The sequence below is a fragment of the Sphingomonas sp. Root241 genome, from assembly GCF_001428865.1.
GTDB lineage: Bacteria > Pseudomonadota > Alphaproteobacteria > Sphingomonadales > Sphingomonadaceae > Sphingomonas.
Genome location: NZ_LMIV01000002.1, coordinates 609,159 through 625,141, shown reverse-complemented (window position 1 = coordinate 625,141; position 15,983 = coordinate 609,159). Strand labels below are relative to the sequence as shown.

The following is a 15,983-nucleotide window of genomic DNA, read 5'->3' as shown; positions in this document are numbered from 1 at the left end:
AGCGCCATAGCGTGGCGAAGGGCTAGTTGAACAGCGCGAGCACGACTGCCTTGCCGCGCTTGTCGGCGCCGCGGCCCAGGAAAAGGTTGATCACGCCCTTCGTCGGATGCCCCACGGTGTAGGTCCGCTGGCCCGCGGGCGCGAGGCGCGTGTCCATCTCGAACCAGGCGGTGAACGGCTGTGCGCGCGCCAGTCCTGCCGGCCGCTTCGGATCGAACGCCGGCCGCTCGATCGCGGCAAGCTTCGCCACTGCCTTGCCTGCCTCGCCGCCGATCAGGAAACTCGCGCCCACCAGGCTCTCCCATTCGGCGACTTCGCTGCGCGCCACCGTCGGCGCCGTCGCTCCCGTGGATGTCGACAGCGACGTGCGCGTAAGCTGCGCGGCGGCAAGTGGCCCCATGCACGCGGCGGCTGCGGTGCCGCCCAAAACGAACGCGCGCCGCGAACTACGACTCGTGGTTTCCATGATTTTCACCCCCCGGTTACGCGAAGCGTACTCCAGGGAATTGCAACGCGCCAGAAACATATCCGATATGGAGGTTCCCGATACCGGACAGCGTTCAGCGCAGCGCCCGGCCCGCCACCGCGTCGAGCGTCGCCAGCAATGCGGGATCACGCGCCGAAGGCGCAGTGATCAGCGCCGTGTCGAGGCACGTGTCGATCGGCGATGCCGGCCGCTCCTCCGGCAGGTTGCAGAGCAGGTGCATCACCAGCCTGCGCGCCTTGGCGGCGTTGGCCGAGAGCTGCGCGATCACCTGCGCGACGTCGACGGCCTCTTCGCCCTCGCGCCAGCAATCATAATCGGTGACCATCCCCACCAGCGCGTAAGGCAGCTCCGCCTCCCGGGCGAGCTTCGCCTCGGGCATCCCGGTCATGCCGATGACGTGGCAGCCCCAATTGCGATAGAGATGGCTCTCCGCCCGGGTCGAGAATTGCGGCCCCTCCATCGCCAGGTACGTGCCGCCGACATGCGTGTCCGCCCCCGCCGCCCGCGCAGCATCGGCCGCCAATGCCGAGAGCCGCGGGCACACCGGGTCCGCCATCGATACATGCGCCACCAGCCCGGTTCCGAAGAAGCTCGACGGCCGGCCTTTGGTGCGATCGATGAACTGGTCGGCCACGGTGAAGCTGCCCGGCGGCCGGTCCTCGACCAGGCTGCCGACCGAGGAGACAGCGAGCACGTCGGTCACGCCCAGCCGCTTGAGCACGTCGATGTTCGCGCGGGCGTTGAGCTCGGACGGGCTGATCCGGTGTCCGCGACCATGCCGCGGCAGAAACACCACCCGCACAGGACCGACCCGGCCGACGAAGCACGCGTCGGAAGGCTGCCCCCACGGGCTCGCCGTCTCGACCCATTCGCCGCCTTCGATCCCCTCGACGTCGTAGAGCCCGGACCCGCCGATGACTCCGATCGTCCAGCCGCTCACACTGCCCCCTTGTCCACGTTGCGGCGCGCCCAGGCGAAATAGAGCAGCAGCCCGATCAGGTTCCACACGCCGAACAACAATTGCGTCTGATGCGGCAGGCTTATGAAAAGATAGAGACAGCCGAACGCGGCACCGAGCCCGACCAGCCACGCCGCAGGGGTGCGGAACGGGCGCACCGCGTGGGGCGCGCGGCGGCGCATCACCAGCATGCAGATGCCCACCGCCGCGAACGCCGTCAGCGTGCCGGCATTGGCCAGCGCCGCGATCTGGTCGATCGGGAAGAATGCCGCGAAGAAGGTCACCACGCACGCCGTGAAGATCGTGATCCGCACCGGCGTCCCGCGCCGCGACACGGTCGCCAGGCTCTCCGGCAGCATGCGATCGCGCGCCATCACGAAGAAGATGCGGCTCTGGCCGTAGAGGAAGGCGAGGATCACCGTCGGCAATGCGATCACCGCCGAGGCGGCGAGGAAGGTCGCGGTCTTCGGCTGGCCGATCTCGCGCAGGATCAGCGCCAGCGGCTCGGGGCTGTCGGCGAAGCGCGTATAGCTGAGCGCACCCACTGCGGTGACCGCGACGATCATGTAGATCGCCACGCACGCCACCATCGATCCGACGATGCCGATCGCCAGATCGCGGCTCGGATTCTTGGCCTCCTCCGCCGCGGTCGAGATCGCGTCGAAGCCGTAGAATGCGAAGAAGATGATCGCCGCCGCCGCCATCACCCCGCGCTCGACGCCGTCCGGGCCCATGTGCTTGGCGAAGCCGAACGGCGCGAAGGGCTCCAGATTGGCGCCGTCGAAATAAGGCAGGGCCACCGCCACGAACACGGCGAGCGCGATCAGCTTCACCACCACCAGGATCGCGTTGAGCGTCGCGCTCTCCCGCGTGCCGACGATCAGCAGCCCGGCCACCACCGCGACGATGAACAGAGCCGGCACGTTCACGCCCCATTCGACGATCTGCCAACCGTCCATCTTGGGCCCGTGCGTCAGCGCGGCAGGTATGTGTTGCAGGTGCCAGCCGTCGAGGAGGCTGTTGATGAAGCCGACCGAATAGCCTGACCAGCCGACCGCCACCGTCGCCACCACCAAAGTATATTCGGCGAGCAGGCTCCACCCCACCACCCAGGCGATGATCTCGCCCAGCACGACATAGCTGTAGGTATAGGCGCTGCCCGAGGCGGGGATCATCGTCGCCATCTCGGCATAGGCAAGCGCGGCGCAGGCGCAGATCGCCCCGGCGACGACGAACGACAGGATCACCGCCGGCCCCGCGCGGTCCGCACCGACGCCGATCAGCGTGAGGATGCCGGTGCCGACGATCGCACCGACGCCGAGCGCGACGAGATGCGGCCAGGAGAGCGTGCGCTGGAGGCGGTGCGCGTGCGGACGATCCTCCTCCGCGACGATCTGCTTTAGGCGGAACAGGCTGGCCATGGATATTCCCCCGGGATGGTCTGCGCATCGTGATAGCGCGGACGGACACGCGCGCAATCGCGTTCATCGCCGGTGCAGCGGGGATGGCGGATCGTTACGGCTATAGATCGATGGAGGCTTCCATGCTGCTCCCCGCGCTCGCCTTGCTGCTGTTCACCGTTCCCGACGATCCCGCGCCCAACCCGCAGATCGACTATGCCGGCTTTGCCACGCTCACCACCGATGTCCGCGCGTCACGGGCGAAGCGGCTGCTCGGCTTCGACGCGTTCAAGGCCAAGGCGGCGGAGAAGGGCGCGCTGATCCTCGACGCCCGCTCGGCGGACAAGTTCGCGGAGGGGCATATCGCGGGCGCGGTCAACCTGCCGCTCACCGACTTCACCGCCGAGGCGCTGGCCGAAGCGATCGGCCCGAACCGCGACCGCCCGATCCTGATCTACTGCAACAACAATTTCTCGAACCACCGCGCCCCGGTGATGCTCAAAAAGGCAGCGCTCGCGCTCAACATCCAGACCTTCATCAACCTCGTCGGCTATGGCTATCCGAACGTCTGGGAACTGCGCGACGTGGTGGATTTCGACGATCCAGGGGTTGGATGGACAACCGGCGCCGCTGCGAAGGCAGGAGTTTGAAGACCGCTTGCGGTGGCTTGTCGTCGTGCGTCAGGACCGAGGCAATTGTCGGGAAATGGGGCGCGAGGTGAAGCTTGCCTTGGTCACCATGGTCCGTAGTCCCACTGCCTGGTCGCCGATCTCGACCGTGGCGCCCAGCTGCTTCGACAACGCCTTGACGATGGTAGTGCCCAAACCGGTTTCGCCCGCTATTCTCGCGGCGCCTGCCAGCCCTACGCCGTTGTCCGACACCGTCAGCTTCCAATCATTGTCGTTGCGCTCGTATTGGACACTGATCCGCGCATCCGACCTGTGGTCGGGAAAGGCGTATTTGAGGGCGTTGATGACCAACTCGGTGATGATCAGTCCGAGGCTGACCGCTGTCGCGGATTCCGCCACGCCGGGATCGGCGTGAACCTCGATCGAGACGGGGCTGTCTTCCCCGATCATCGACGAACTCAGTCCCGCGCACAGCTTTGCGAGATAGGCAGCGACATCGATCTGGGCGACGCCGTCCTGCATGTGCAGGTGATGCTGAACCGTCGCGACCGACATCACCCGCAGATGGGCATCCTTCAGATGGTTGCGCGTCTCTTCTGAAACCACCGCCCGCGCTTTCAGCAGCAGGATGCTGGCAATGATCTGCAGGCTATTGGCGACGCGGTGCCGCATTTCTTCGAGCAGCATCTGCTTTTGTTCGAGGAGTTGCTCGGTCTGGGCGAGGAGGACCGCCAGATCGGCTGCGATCAGCCGGCTTGCGGTCACGTCGCGGAACGCCAGCAGGATCGTGATCGCCGGGCTCTCTTCGTAGACCACCTTACGTGCGTTCAGCAGCATGGTGCGACTGCCCAGGCCGGGGAAATCGTGCGCGACCTCGAATCCGTCCATCGCCACGCGATCGGGAATGATGGTCTCCAGCAGGTGGCGCAGCGCCGGGATGTTCCACTGGCCGTCGCCAAGCGCGAACAGCGAGCGCCCTTGCGTCGCCGCGGCATCGACCTGGAACACCTCGTAAAAGGCGCGGCTGGCCGCCAGGACATGGAACTTCTCGTCGAGGATCAGGAACGGATCCGGGATTGTGTTGACGATCGCGAGCGCAAGAACCTGCGCGTCCTGCAGGCTGTTGAGCGCGTCTGGCAGGAGGGCGGAGTGCGGGCTGGGGATCACGGCGGACTCCGCTTGCAGGCGAGAGCACGACGTCTCCCGGTCACTTCTGCCTGCGCGACGGATCGGTGATGGCCCACATTAGCATCCGAAGGCCGGGATAGCCATCCGAAGCTTCGGAGCGCACCGATCAGCACGCAGACAATGCGAACGCCCTTAGCCCGTCGGACACTTCGCCCCGCTCGCCACCCAGGCCCGGGTCAGCTCGCCGAACTGCGCCTGCGTACCCGGTACCGGGGTGCGCCCGGGTCCCGGGTTCCAGGCCCAGCCGACCAATGTATCGTGCGAATTATGCTCGATCAGCTGCTCCAGCGTCTTGCCGCCGTTGCGCTTGCCGTCCTTGATCTGCGCGCAGATCTGGCCGAGCGTCTTGCCTTCCCACGCCATCCCGATCGGCGCGACATGCCATTCGGGATGCCCGGGGATGCTGCCGGTGCCGTTGGCGAAGGCGACGTTGCGCGGGCCGTGGCAGGTACTGCATTCGAGTCCCGCCATGCCGCGATCGCCCGGCCCGCGCGATACCGGCGGGTTGTGCGGCTGCTGCGCGTCGCCCTGCAGCGGACGATCGGTGCGCGGATGGCAGTTCACGCAGCGCGGATGCTGGATGACCTTGCCCATCTCGGCGAAGATCGCGAGCGAGCGCGCATTCGGATCGGCGATGCCGGCAAAGGCGCTGACCGGCTTCAACCCCTCCACTTTCTGCTCGCGCGCCTGGCCGGCGATGGCGAGCCCGAGGGTCAGCGCCGCGGCGCCGAGTGCGTATGCGCCCAGCTTCATGCCTTGCCTCCCACCACGAACGGAAGCCGCCGCACGGATTTCCCGGTGAGCTTGCGCCACGCATTGGCGACCGCCGGGGCGATCGGCGGCAGCCCCGGCTCGCCGACCCCCGTCGGGTTTTCGCTCGACGCGATGATCGCGACTTCGACCTCGGGCATCTCGCCGATCCGCAGCGAACGATAGCTGTCGAAATTGCTCTGCTTGACGATCCCGCCCTCACCCAACTCGACTTCCGAATAGAGGGCGTGGCCGAGGCCGTAGCCGATACAACCCTCCATCTGCGCACGGATCACGTTCGGGTTGACTGCGATCCCGCAATCTACCGCGCACCACACCTTGTGCACCTTGGGCAATCCATCGGCGCCTTTCGATACCTCCGCGACCTGCGCGACATAGGAGCCGAAGCTCTTCCACGCCGCCACGCCCCGCGCACGGCCGGCAGGCGGCTTCGTGCCCCAACCGGCGATCTCCGCCGCTTTGGCGAGCACTGCCTTGATCCGCGCGTCCTCCATCAGCGCAAGCCGCCCGGCGACGGGATCTTTGCCGCCCATCGTGAGCAATTCGTCGATGAAGGTCTCGACGGCATAGGCCGTGTGCGTGTTGCCCACCGATCGCCACCACAAGGTCGGCACGCCGCCGTCCATGATGTGCTGACCGACATATTGGTTGGCGAACTTGTAGCTCTCGGCGATGCCCTCGGTCAGCGCGTCGTCGATACCGTTCTTCATGCCCATCCCCTCCATCGGGGAGTTCTTGAAGAAGCTCTGCGCGGCGACGACCTGGTCCCACGCGACGATGTTGCCCGAAGGATCGAGCCCGCCGCGGATCGTATGCACTGCGAGCGGGCGATAGCGGCCGCCGCGAATGTCGTTCTCGCGGGTCCAGACATGCTTGACCGGGCCCTTGCCCCACGCCTTGAACGCGGCCGCCGCCTCGACCGCGAACTCCATCGCCGGCGTCGCGCGGCGGCCGAAACTGCCGCCGGCGAACTGCTCGTGCAGCCTCGCCTTCTCGAACGGTACGCCCAAAGTCGCGCAGATCGCCCGGAGCTCGCCGACCTGGAACTGGCTGCCCATCCACACGTCGAGCCGGTCCCCGTTCATCTCGATCACGGCGTCCAATGGCTCCATCGGCGCATGCGCGAGATAGGGGAATTGATAGACCGCCTCGAGCTTCTTCGCCGCGCCCTTGAGCGCCGCCGCGGTGTCGCCGGTCTTCTCGACCTGCTTGCCCGGCGCCTCGCTCGCCCCGGCATATTGCGCATAGAGCTCCTCGCTCGTGCGCTTCTCGGCCTTGGAGAGATCCCAGGTCACGTCCAGCGCCGCAGCGCCCTTGCGCGCGGCATAGCCGTCCTGCGCAAAGACCACGACGCCTTGCGGGACCGTCCTGACGGCGAGCACGCCGGGCACCGCCAGCGCCGCGGTGTCGATCACTGCCTTGACCGTCCCGCCGAACGCCGGCGGATGCGCGATCGCGCTGTGGACCATCCCCGGCCGCTGGATGTCCATCGTGAACATCGCGGTGCCGTTGGTCTTGGCGACGCTGTCGACCTTGGGCGTATCCTTGCCGATCAGGGTGAACTGGTCGGGCGATTTGAGCACCGGCTTTTCGGGCGGCTTGAGCGAAGCCGCGTCCGCCGCCAGCTCGCCGAAGCTCGCCCTGCGCGCGCCGCTCGAGACCATGCCCTTCGATACCTTCACCGACGCGGCCGGCACGCCCCAGCGCTTCGCCGCCGCCTCGACCAGCATCGCCCGCGCCGAAGCCCCGGCGCTGCGCATCTGCATCCAGCTGTTCGAGATCGCCGACGAGCCGCCGGTGCCCATCGTCCCAAAGGCGAGATTCTTGTAGAGCGGGTCATTGGCCGGCGCCATCTCGACGCGGACCTGGCCCCAATCGGCATCCATCTCCTCGGCCACCAGGGTGGCGAGCCCGGTCGCCGGGCCTTGCCCGAACTCGACATGCTTGATGATCACGGTGACGAGATTGTCCGTGCCGACGCGCACGAAGGCATTGGGCGCGAAAGGCAGTCCCGACTGGCCGGGCGCGGCCTTCGCCGCATTGCCGATCGGCAATGCCATGCCGAGCACGAGCCCGGTCGATTGGAGGAAGCCGCGGCGGGTTGGCATGATGGCGTTCATCGCTCAGGCCTCCATCGCTTTGGCGGCGTCGTGAATCGCCTGACGGATCCGCACATAAGTGGCGCAGCGGCAGATATTGCCCGCCATCGCCGCGTCGATATCCTCGTCGCTCGGCTTCTTCTTGATCTTGAGCAGGCCGACCGCCGACATCACCTGCCCGGACTGGCAGAAGCCGCATTGCGGCACGTCGATCGCCACCCAGGCGCTCTGCACCGCTTCGGCCTCCCTGCCCGCGACGCCCTCGATCGTGGTGACCTGCTTGCCCGAGACCATCGACACCGGCGTGACGCACGAACGCCGGTTCTTGCCGTCGAGATGCACCGTGCACGCACCGCACTGGGCAATCCCGCAGCCATATTTGGTGCCGGTCAGCCCCAGATGATCGCGCAGCACATAGAGAAGCGGCGTCTCGGGATCGCCGTCGAAGCTCGCCGGCTTGCCGTTGAGCGTGAAATCGGTGGTCATGATCCCTCCGTTGCCGCTGGCCCGGAGTGGATCATAGGCACGTTTCCGAAACGGAATCCAGCGGGCCAAACGGTTTGGCTCGCTTATGGAAAGGCCCGCAACGCAACGTCGCGGGCCCGAACCCGGTCAGAACTTCAAACGGCCGCCCAGCGAGAATACGAATGCGTGCGCATTCTGCAGCTCGCCCGAGGTGAGGATCGGAGTCTGCGCCGCCGTGCCCGGATAGGCCGCGGTCACCCGGTCGATCGTCGCATCCTTGAAGTCGACATAATTGGCGCCGGCATCGAGCGTGAAGCCCGGAGTCAGCTGGTAGGAGCCGCCGACGGCGTAGTTCCAGCGATCCGAATCGGGCACGCGCGCGTCGCGCTCGCCGTCGCGGGTCGGGCTCTGGGCGTGCTGGACACCGGCGCGCAGGGTCAGCTTCGGCGATGCGGCATAGTCCACGCCCGTCGCGAGGCTCCAGCTGTCGCGGTAATTTTCGGGGATCGCAGTGTTGAGCGGCGCGCCGAGGCGGATCGCGTCGAACTTGCCCCAGCCATAATGGACGACCTGGCCGTTGAGCGTGAACCGGTCGCTCAACCGGAAGCGCGCGCCGACGATCACCTGCGCCGGCGTGTAGAATTCCGCCTCGACATCCGAGAGCGACATATTCGATGCGGCGAGCGGGCCGAGCAGACCGCTGACTTCGAGATCGCCGGTGAGCGTGTGTTTGATCGCCGACTTGTAGGCGACGCCGATCGTGGCGACGTCATTGTGCATCTGGAAGCCGGCGCTCCAGCCGAAATCCCAGCCATTGCCCTTCAGCTCCTGCCGCCCGTCGGGAAGCGTCGCGAGGACATTGGGAAGCGCATTGCCCAGGCTGGCATCGGTATATTCGACGTTGAGTGCCGCGCCTACGCGCAGCCAGTCGGTCACCGCCACGGCGACCGAGGGCTGGATGTCGATCGTGCGCAGCTCGGTCTTGAGCGCGCTGTAGCGCGCCCAGCTGGTCTCCGGATAATCGGTGGTGAAGCTATACGGCGAAGTCACCGCGAGGCCGAACGCGACGCGATCGCCGAGCGGGATCGCAATCGCGCCCGAGGGCAGCACGCCGTTGTTGATCGGATTGCGCGTCGCGGCGTCGCCGCCCACCGGCGCAAGGGCCTGGCCCGGGCGGCGGATCAGCGTGCCGGTATCGGCCACTTCGCCGCGCGGCAGGATCAGCGAGCCGCTGATCGTCGCCTCGCCTTCGGTCATCCCGGCGATCGACGCGGGGTTCCACCACAGCGACGCCGCGCCGGTATCGGCAGCCTCGCCCGAAAAGGCGCGGCCTGCGGCGCGTGCCGCCTGTTCCTGGAGGTAGAAAGCCTGGGCATTGGCCGAAGCGGCGAAACCGACCGAGCCCGCCAGCGCGGTCGCGGCGGCGAGCGAAAGCTTGAGAATGGACATGATACGCATCCTTGTACGCGGATAGGGAAAGCAGATCGGCGGCGCCTCAGCGCACGCGGGTCCAGGTCTGGGTCTTGCAGAAGGGCTTGAACACGCAGCCGCGGACCTTGAGCTGGCCGGTGCCCGACGGCGTCACGTCCGAGCCATAGGTCTTGCCGTCGTCGGCATTGTAGATCTTGCCGCCGGTCCACCCGCCGCCGCTCTGTGTGAAGCCGCTCAGGATCTGGAGCCCGCGCAGCGGCCGATTGCGCAGCGCCGCATTCGAATTCTTGGTATCTTTCAAATTGGGATTGGAGCGGAGCAGGTCGGAGGTCAGGATCCGACCGCAGATGGAGGTGCCGCAGCGCTGGATCTCGACGATCCCGCCGCGCGTCTCGGTCTTCCAGCGGCCGATCGCCGCGTCGGCGGATTGCGGGGGCGGAGCCGCCGCGACGGCCAGTCCGATCAGGGTAAGCAACATACACATCCTCTCGACACGCCCCCATACCGATAGTTCAGTGGGGGCCGGGACAGCATCGGGACAAGCCCGTACCTGGGCACGCAAACCGTGCCCGCGGGCGCTAGTTCCAAAGCAAACCGACGCAATTATGTCCTTTTATGTCCGGCAAGTTGCGCCGGCGGCGGTCAATCGCCTGCGAAACCGAACGGCGTCACGCCGCTTTCGCGCTCGTTCGACAGCATCGCTCGGCCGGCGGGCGGCGCCGAACGCTGCGGGCAATCGGGACGCGTGCACGCCCGGCAGCCGAGCCCGATCGGCATCGCGCGCGCCGCCAGATCGCGCCCCGACGTTACGGCAAGCGTCGCCGCCTGATCGGCCGCGAGTCCGATACCCATCACGAAGCGCGCGGGCACGCTCGCCACGCGCGCGCCCTGCGGATGCACCGCGCGCGCCAGCGTGAACCAGCGGCTGCCGTCCTCGAGCTCGACCAGATGGCTCAGGATTTCGTCGCGGGCGAACGCCTCGAAAATATTCCACAGCGGACAGATTCCCGGGCCCTCGACCAGCGGCGAGGCGCTCGCGCCGGCATAGCGTTTCGAAACCTGCCCCGCGCGATCGACTCGCAGCAGGAAGAAAGGCAGCCCGCGCGCGCCGACGCGCTGGAGCGTGGTCAGCCGATGCGCGACCTGGCTGAAGCTCGCGCCGAAGCGGCGCTGGAGCAATTCCATGTCGTAGCCGCTCGCCTCGCAGGCACGCAGGAAGCGGGCATAGGGCATCATCACCGCGGCGGCGAAATATCCTGTAAGGTGACGGCGATAGAGGCGCTCGGCGACGCGATCGAGCGCGGCACCCTTCACCAGCGCGTCGATCTCCGCCCGCGCCTCCTCCGCCAGCCGTTCGGCCAGCGCGAAGCTGCGAGCCGAGGCGTCGAGCATTTCCGAGAGCTGGATCTGGCGCGCGTGCAAGTCGAGCCGCTTCATCCGATCAGGCATCACATCTGCAGGCAGGATGCGCACCGCGAGCTGGTGCTTGACTCGCAGCCGCTCTGCCATCGCGCCGTAAAGGTCTCCGGCGGCGATGCGGAGTTCGTCCGCCAGCGCTTCGGCCGCGGCATCGAGATCGCCGAAATGGTTGCGCCAGCGTTCGATTTCGCGGCGGACTTGGCGGCCGGCATCCTCGGGCTCGGCCGCACCCGCCGTCCCGCCGCCGATCCGGTCATAAGCGCGCGCGAATGCCTCGGCGCCGCCCGGCGCGCCTGCCAGCCATTCCTCTAACTGATGCCGATCGATCTCGAGATCGGCGAACAGCGGATCGGCGAGCCGCCGGCGAAGCGCCTCGCTGCCGCCCCCCGGTTCGCTCGCGGCGAGCCGGCGCGGATCGAAGTCATAGGTCTGGGCAAGCCGCAGCATCAACGTCGCCGAGACCGGGCGCTGGTTGCGCTCGACGAGATTCAAATAGCTCGCGCTCACGCCCAGCGCCTCGGCCATCGCGGCCTGGCTCAGTCCCAGCTGACGGCGCAGCCGGCGGACCGCGTGTCCCGCGAACAATTTCGCATCTGCCATTGCCTACAAGCCTTGTTCCTACTATGTTCTTATTCTCGACTTACACTCAGTTTGTAAATATATTTACATAGTTACAAGATCGGCCTGTTTTTCGACCACGTGTCAACGGTGCAATTGAACGAATTTCGGATAAAAGAGTCAATTTAGCACGCATATCAGCTTCCGACACCGTTCACATTGTCAAGGAAGTGACATGCCGATGACGTTCGAAGATCTTGTCCCCGCCCCCAGCGGCCGCTTCGACGGCATCGTCCGTCCCTATTCGGCCGAGGACGTGACCAGGCTGCGCGGCTCGCTGCCGATCGAGCACACCATTGCCCGCCGCGGCGCGCTCAAGCTGTGGGAGCTGCTCAGGAGCGAGGATTACATCCATGCCCTCGGCGCGCTTTCGGGCAATCAGGCGATGCAGATGGTCCGCGCCGGATTGAAGGCGATCTATCTGTCCGGCTGGCAGGTCGCGGCCGATGCCAACACCGCCGGGCAGATGTATCCCGATCAATCGCTCTACCCCGCCAATGCCGGTCCCGAGCTGGCGCGGAGGATCAACGCGACGCTCCAGCGCGCCGACCAGATCGAGCATATGGAGGGCGGCGCCACCCGCGACTGGTTCGCGCCGATCGTCGCCGATGCCGAGGCCGGCTTCGGCGGGCCGCTCAACTGCTTCGAGATCATGAAGGCCTATATCGCCGCAGGCGCCGCCGGGGTGCATTATGAAGACCAGCTCGCATCGGAAAAGAAATGCGGGCACCTCGGCGGCAAGGTGCTGATCCCCACCCAGGCGCATATCCGCAACCTGGACAGCGCCCGGCTGGCGGCGGACGTGTCCGGCGTGCCGACGGTGATCTGCGCCCGCACCGATGCCGAGAGCGCAAGGCTGATCACCTCGGATGTCGACGAACGCGACCACGAGTTCCTCACCGGCGAACGCACCGCCGAAGGGTTCTTCCGGTTGAAGGACGGCACCGGAGCCGATCATTGCATCAAGCGCGGACTCGCCTTCGCCAGCCACGCCGATCTGCTATGGTGGGAGACCAGCAAGCCCAATCTCGACGACGCCCGCCGCTTCGCCGAGGCGATCAGGCGCGAGCATCCGAACAAGATGCTGGCCTATAATTGCTCGCCCAGCTTCAATTGGGAGAAGAATCTCGACCGCGACGACATCGCCCGTTTCCAGCGCGAATTGGGCGCGATGGGGTACAAGTTCCAGTTCGTCACGCTCGCGGGCTTCCACCAGCTCAATTACGGCATGTTCGAGCTGGCGCGCGGCTACCGGGATCGCGGCATGGCGGCCTATTCGGAGCTCCAGCAGGCCGAATTCGCCGCCGAGGCAAACGGCTATACCGCGACGCGCCACCAGCGCGAAGTCGGCACCGGCTATTTCGATGCGATCGCCCAGGCAGTGGCCGGCGGCGAGAGCTCGACCACCGCGCTCGCCGAAAGCACCGAAGCCGCCCAGTTCAACAAGCAAGCTGCCTGAAAGGAGCAACTACGATGACCGGAGAACCCCAGCGCAGCCGCGCCGTCTTCTCGACCGAGGACTTCCGCCTGATCCGCGAGGCGGTCGGGACGCATCTGACCAAGATCAAGGACCGGCCCGAATCGATCAAATACGCCAATCTCTATCACCGCCTCGGCCGGGTCGCCTGACTCTGGGCCTGAAGCGAGACTTTCCTGGGGAGGAAAGGATGCCCGCCGGAGGATCACCCTCCGGCGGGCATTTCCCCTTGTGCGAGCCGCTCCACCCGGGCGAGATGCTCGTCCTTGCCGAACGGGAAGCGCCGGTAGAAGAACGCCGCCGCGAAGCCGAGCGACAGATAGAGCGCGGCAAAGAGGATGGTCAGCCGGTCCACCGTCTCCACCGGCACGCTCCCCGGCTTCGCCGCCTCGGGAAAGCCGGCGATGGCGAGGATCGAGCCCGCGACGAAGATGCCGAGCCCGCTCGTGCATTTCTGGACGAAGAACGCCCCGGCGAAGAACACGCCCTCCGAACGCCGCCCGGTCTCGGCCTCCGAATGCTCGACGACGTCGGCCATCATCGACGCGCCGAGGATGGTCGACGAGACCGAGCAGGTCGCGTTGATCGTGAAGATCGCCAGCAGCAGCGGCACCAGCACCGGATTGCCCGGCTCCGGGAACAGTCCCGCCAGCCGCAACCAGTAAGGCAGTGTGAGAAGCACCGCCGCCGCGATCATGAACCCCATCCCCGCCGCCGGCTTGCCGGTGTGCTTGGCGACGCGCGGCGCAATGAGGAAGGCACCCACTACCCCGAGCAGCAGGATCAGCCCGAGCCATTGGAAGTCGGCACCGCGAAATCCCCAGGCATGCGCGTAGAGATAATTGGACAGCGCATAGCTGATCCCCTGCGCCGAATAATAGCAAATGCCCGCCGCCATCAGGATCAGGAAGGCGCGGTTGCGCACGCTCTCGCGCAGCTCGCGGAAATTGGCGGCGAGCGATTGCCGTTCGATCTCGGGGCGCGGCAGCCGCCCGATCTCGCGATGCGTGCCGAGCGCCGAGACGAGGATCGCGACGAACATCGCCACTGCGCCGGCGAACGCGAAGCCGACATAGCCCTGCCGGTTGAGCAGCCCGGTCTCCTGCCCCGCCTCCGGTGCGAGGAAATAGCTGTACGAAGCCACCAGCATCGCCATGCCGCCCGCCCAGCCGAACAGGTAACGATAGGCCATGATCCGCGTGCGCTCGTCATAATCGGCGGAGAGTTCGGGGCTGAGCGCCTGCGACGGCACCTCGTAGGCCGAGACCGCGGTGCGCACGAGCACTGCGCTCGCGAACACCCAGACCAGCATCGCCCCGTGCGACCAGGCCGGCGGATTCCACAGCAGCAGCCAGCCGAGCGCGATCGGCGCGGCCGACGCGTACATCCACGGATGCCGCCGTCCCCAGCGCCCGCGCGTGCGATCCGACAGGAAGCCGATCGCCGGATCGATAAACGCATCGAGCAGCAGCGCGCACATGATCGCGAAGCCGACCTGCGCGGAAGGGAGCCCAAGCACCTGATTGTAGAAGAGCAAGAGGAAGGTGGAGAAACAGAAGTCCTTCACGCCGTAAGCGACCGCGCCGAACCCGTAAGCGAGCATCGTCGACTGGCGCACGCGGCGGACCGGCGGGACGGCCGGCGCGCCTGCGTTCGCTTCGTTGGCGGCCATGGCCGGCTCCTCTCGCGCTCACTGCTCCTTCGCAGCATAGGTGGCGCCGGGACTACGTCAATCGCCGTATTTGGAAGATCGGGTACGGCTTGCCGGATACGTAAGGGTAGCTATAGCTTGCCGGTTCGAACAACAGGAACGGTTCCCTCGATGTCGCTCGACCCGGAGATCTTCGATACGCTGATCGATACCATTCGCCGCTTCGTGCGCGAAAGGCTGCGTCCGCTCGAAGGCGAGGTCGAGGCCGCCGACGCTATTCCCGATGCGGTGATCGAGGAGATGAAGGGGCTCGGCCTGTTCGGCCTGTCGATCGCCGAGGAATATGGCGGGCTCGGGCTGACGATGCTCGAGGAGTGCAAGGTCGCGATCGAGCTGGGGCGCACCACGCCCGCGTTCCGCTCGACCTTCGGCACCAATGTCGGGATCGGCAGCCAGGGATTGGTGATGGCGGGCACGCCGCAACAAAAGGCCGAATGGTTGCCGCGCATCGCCAGCGGCGAAGTGATCACCAGCTTCGCGCTGACCGAGCCCGATGTCGGCTCGGATTCGGGCGCCGTGAAGACGCGCGCGGTCCGCGACGGCGATGTCTACCGCCTGTCGGGCACCAAGCGCTTCATCACCAATGCCGATAAGGCGCAGCTGTTTACCGTCATGGCGCGCACCGGCGACGAGCTCGGCGGGCGCGGCGTCTCGGCCTTTCTCGTGCCGCGCGACCTGCCCGGGGTGTCGATCGGCGAGCCCGAGAAGAAGATGGGCCAGAAAGGCGCGCGCGTCGCCGACGTGGTTTTCGACAACACTCCGGTCCCCGTCGCCAATCGGCTCGGCGAGGAGGGTCAGGGCTTCAGGATCGCGATGCAGGTGCTCGATCGCGGCCGGCTGCATATCTCGGCAGTGTGCGTCGGCGTCGCCGAGCGGCTGATCGCCGATTGCGTCGCTTATGCGAGCGAACGGAAACAGTTCGGCAAGCCGATCGCCGAGCACCAGTTGATTCAGGCTCTGATCGCCGATTCCAAGACCGAAGCGATGGCCGCGCGGGCGCTGATGCTCGAGACGGCGGCGAAGAAGGACGCAGGCGAGAACACCACGATGGAAGCCGCGGCGACCAAATATTTCGCCAGCGAGATGGTCGGCCGCGTCGCCGATCGCGCGGTGCAAGTCTTCGGCGGCGCGGGCTATACCGCCGATTACGGGATCGAACGACTCTATCGCGACGTTCGATTGTTCCGGATCTACGAAGGCACCAGCCAGATCCAGCAGCTGATCATTGCGCGCGAGACGCTGAAGCGCGGCGGGTAAATTCCCTCTCCTCTTCAGGGGAGAGGGTGGCGAGCGGAGCGAAGCCGGGAGAGGGGCAGTGGGAAATGGTGGC

The 15,983-nt window shown here is 66.6% G+C and carries 15 protein-coding genes; 4 read left to right on the top strand and 11 right to left on the bottom strand.

What is annotated here, in order from left to right:
* Positions 1 to 22: 22 nt before the first annotated feature.
* The 3 genes from ASE13_RS13550 to ASE13_RS13540 all read right to left on the bottom strand — a co-directional run bounded on the left by ASE13_RS13550 (position 23) and on the right by ASE13_RS13540 (position 2,866).
* Positions 23 to 400 carry a DUF6916 family protein gene (locus ASE13_RS13550; protein ID WP_162254694.1) on the bottom strand — a complete coding sequence of 126 codons (378 nt, stop codon included), beginning with the start codon at positions 398 to 400 and terminating at the stop codon, positions 23 to 25.
* Positions 401 to 560: 160 nt separating this feature from the next.
* Positions 561 to 1,427, bottom strand: coding sequence for an S-methyl-5'-thioadenosine phosphorylase (mtnP, locus tag ASE13_RS13545; RefSeq protein WP_056616718.1), 867 nt, complete (start codon positions 1,425 to 1,427; stop codon positions 561 to 563).
* Positions 1,424 to 2,866, bottom strand: coding sequence for an amino acid permease (locus tag ASE13_RS13540; RefSeq protein WP_056616715.1), 1,443 nt, complete (start codon positions 2,864 to 2,866; stop codon positions 1,424 to 1,426). The genes mtnP and ASE13_RS13540 overlap by 4 nt, the downstream gene beginning before the upstream one ends.
* A gap of 29 nt (positions 2,867 to 2,895) precedes the next feature.
* Between ASE13_RS13540 and ASE13_RS13535 the strand changes: the two genes are divergently transcribed.
* On the top strand, positions 2,896 to 3,495 hold the full coding sequence (locus tag ASE13_RS13535) for a rhodanese-like domain-containing protein (RefSeq protein ID WP_056616712.1): 600 nt from the start codon (positions 2,896 to 2,898) through the stop codon (positions 3,493 to 3,495).
* Positions 3,496 to 3,525: 30 nt separating this feature from the next.
* Here ASE13_RS13535 and ASE13_RS13530 read toward each other — a convergent pair whose 3' ends face one another.
* The 7 genes from ASE13_RS13530 to ASE13_RS13500 all read right to left on the bottom strand — a co-directional run bounded on the left by ASE13_RS13530 (position 3,526) and on the right by ASE13_RS13500 (position 11,447).
* Complete coding sequence (locus ASE13_RS13530) at positions 3,526 to 4,641, bottom strand: sensor histidine kinase (protein ID WP_200955712.1); 1,116 nt, start codon at positions 4,639 to 4,641, stop codon at positions 3,526 to 3,528.
* A gap of 153 nt (positions 4,642 to 4,794) precedes the next feature.
* Positions 4,795 to 5,415 carry a hypothetical protein gene (locus ASE13_RS13525; RefSeq protein WP_056616709.1) on the bottom strand — a complete coding sequence of 207 codons (621 nt, stop codon included), beginning with the start codon at positions 5,413 to 5,415 and terminating at the stop codon, positions 4,795 to 4,797.
* Positions 5,412 to 7,553, bottom strand: a complete 2,142-nt coding sequence (locus tag ASE13_RS13520; RefSeq protein ID WP_082596782.1) for a xanthine dehydrogenase family protein molybdopterin-binding subunit — start codon at positions 7,551 to 7,553, stop codon at positions 5,412 to 5,414. The genes ASE13_RS13525 and ASE13_RS13520 overlap by 4 nt, the downstream gene beginning before the upstream one ends.
* Positions 7,554 to 7,556: 3 nt before the next feature.
* On the bottom strand, positions 7,557 to 8,018 hold the full coding sequence (locus tag ASE13_RS13515) for a (2Fe-2S)-binding protein (protein ID WP_056617848.1): 462 nt from the start codon (positions 8,016 to 8,018) through the stop codon (positions 7,557 to 7,559).
* Positions 8,019 to 8,144: 126 nt separating this feature from the next.
* The gene (locus ASE13_RS13510) at positions 8,145 to 9,446 is read right to left on the bottom strand and encodes an OmpP1/FadL family transporter (RefSeq protein WP_056617844.1); all 1,302 of its coding nucleotides are present in this window, start codon (positions 9,444 to 9,446) and stop codon (positions 8,145 to 8,147) included.
* A gap of 46 nt (positions 9,447 to 9,492) precedes the next feature.
* Entirely contained in the window at positions 9,493 to 9,906 is a 414-nt protein-coding gene (locus tag ASE13_RS13505) for a DUF2147 domain-containing protein (RefSeq protein ID WP_056616705.1), read from the bottom strand.
* 164 nt (positions 9,907 to 10,070) lie between these two features.
* Entirely contained in the window at positions 10,071 to 11,447 is a 1,377-nt protein-coding gene (locus tag ASE13_RS13500; RefSeq protein ID WP_056616702.1) for a helix-turn-helix domain-containing protein, read from the bottom strand.
* Between the two features lie 193 nt (positions 11,448 to 11,640).
* Here ASE13_RS13500 and aceA point away from each other — a divergent pair, with 193 nt between their 5' ends.
* Both aceA and ASE13_RS20180 read left to right on the top strand, forming a co-directional pair.
* Complete coding sequence (gene aceA, locus ASE13_RS13495; RefSeq protein ID WP_056616699.1) at positions 11,641 to 12,924, top strand: isocitrate lyase; 1,284 nt, start codon at positions 11,641 to 11,643, stop codon at positions 12,922 to 12,924.
* Between the two features lie 14 nt (positions 12,925 to 12,938).
* Positions 12,939 to 13,094, top strand: a complete 156-nt coding sequence (locus ASE13_RS20180; RefSeq protein ID WP_200955709.1) for a hypothetical protein — start codon at positions 12,939 to 12,941, stop codon at positions 13,092 to 13,094.
* A gap of 53 nt (positions 13,095 to 13,147) precedes the next feature.
* On the opposite strand, the gene ASE13_RS13490 is transcribed toward ASE13_RS20180, so the two are convergent.
* Positions 13,148 to 14,614, bottom strand: coding sequence for an MFS transporter (locus ASE13_RS13490; protein WP_235536978.1), 1,467 nt, complete (start codon positions 14,612 to 14,614; stop codon positions 13,148 to 13,150).
* A gap of 150 nt (positions 14,615 to 14,764) precedes the next feature.
* Between ASE13_RS13490 and ASE13_RS13485 the strand changes: the two genes are divergently transcribed.
* Positions 14,765 to 15,910, top strand: coding sequence for an acyl-CoA dehydrogenase family protein (locus ASE13_RS13485; RefSeq protein ID WP_056616696.1), 1,146 nt, complete (start codon positions 14,765 to 14,767; stop codon positions 15,908 to 15,910).
* Positions 15,911 to 15,983 lie beyond the last annotated feature (73 nt).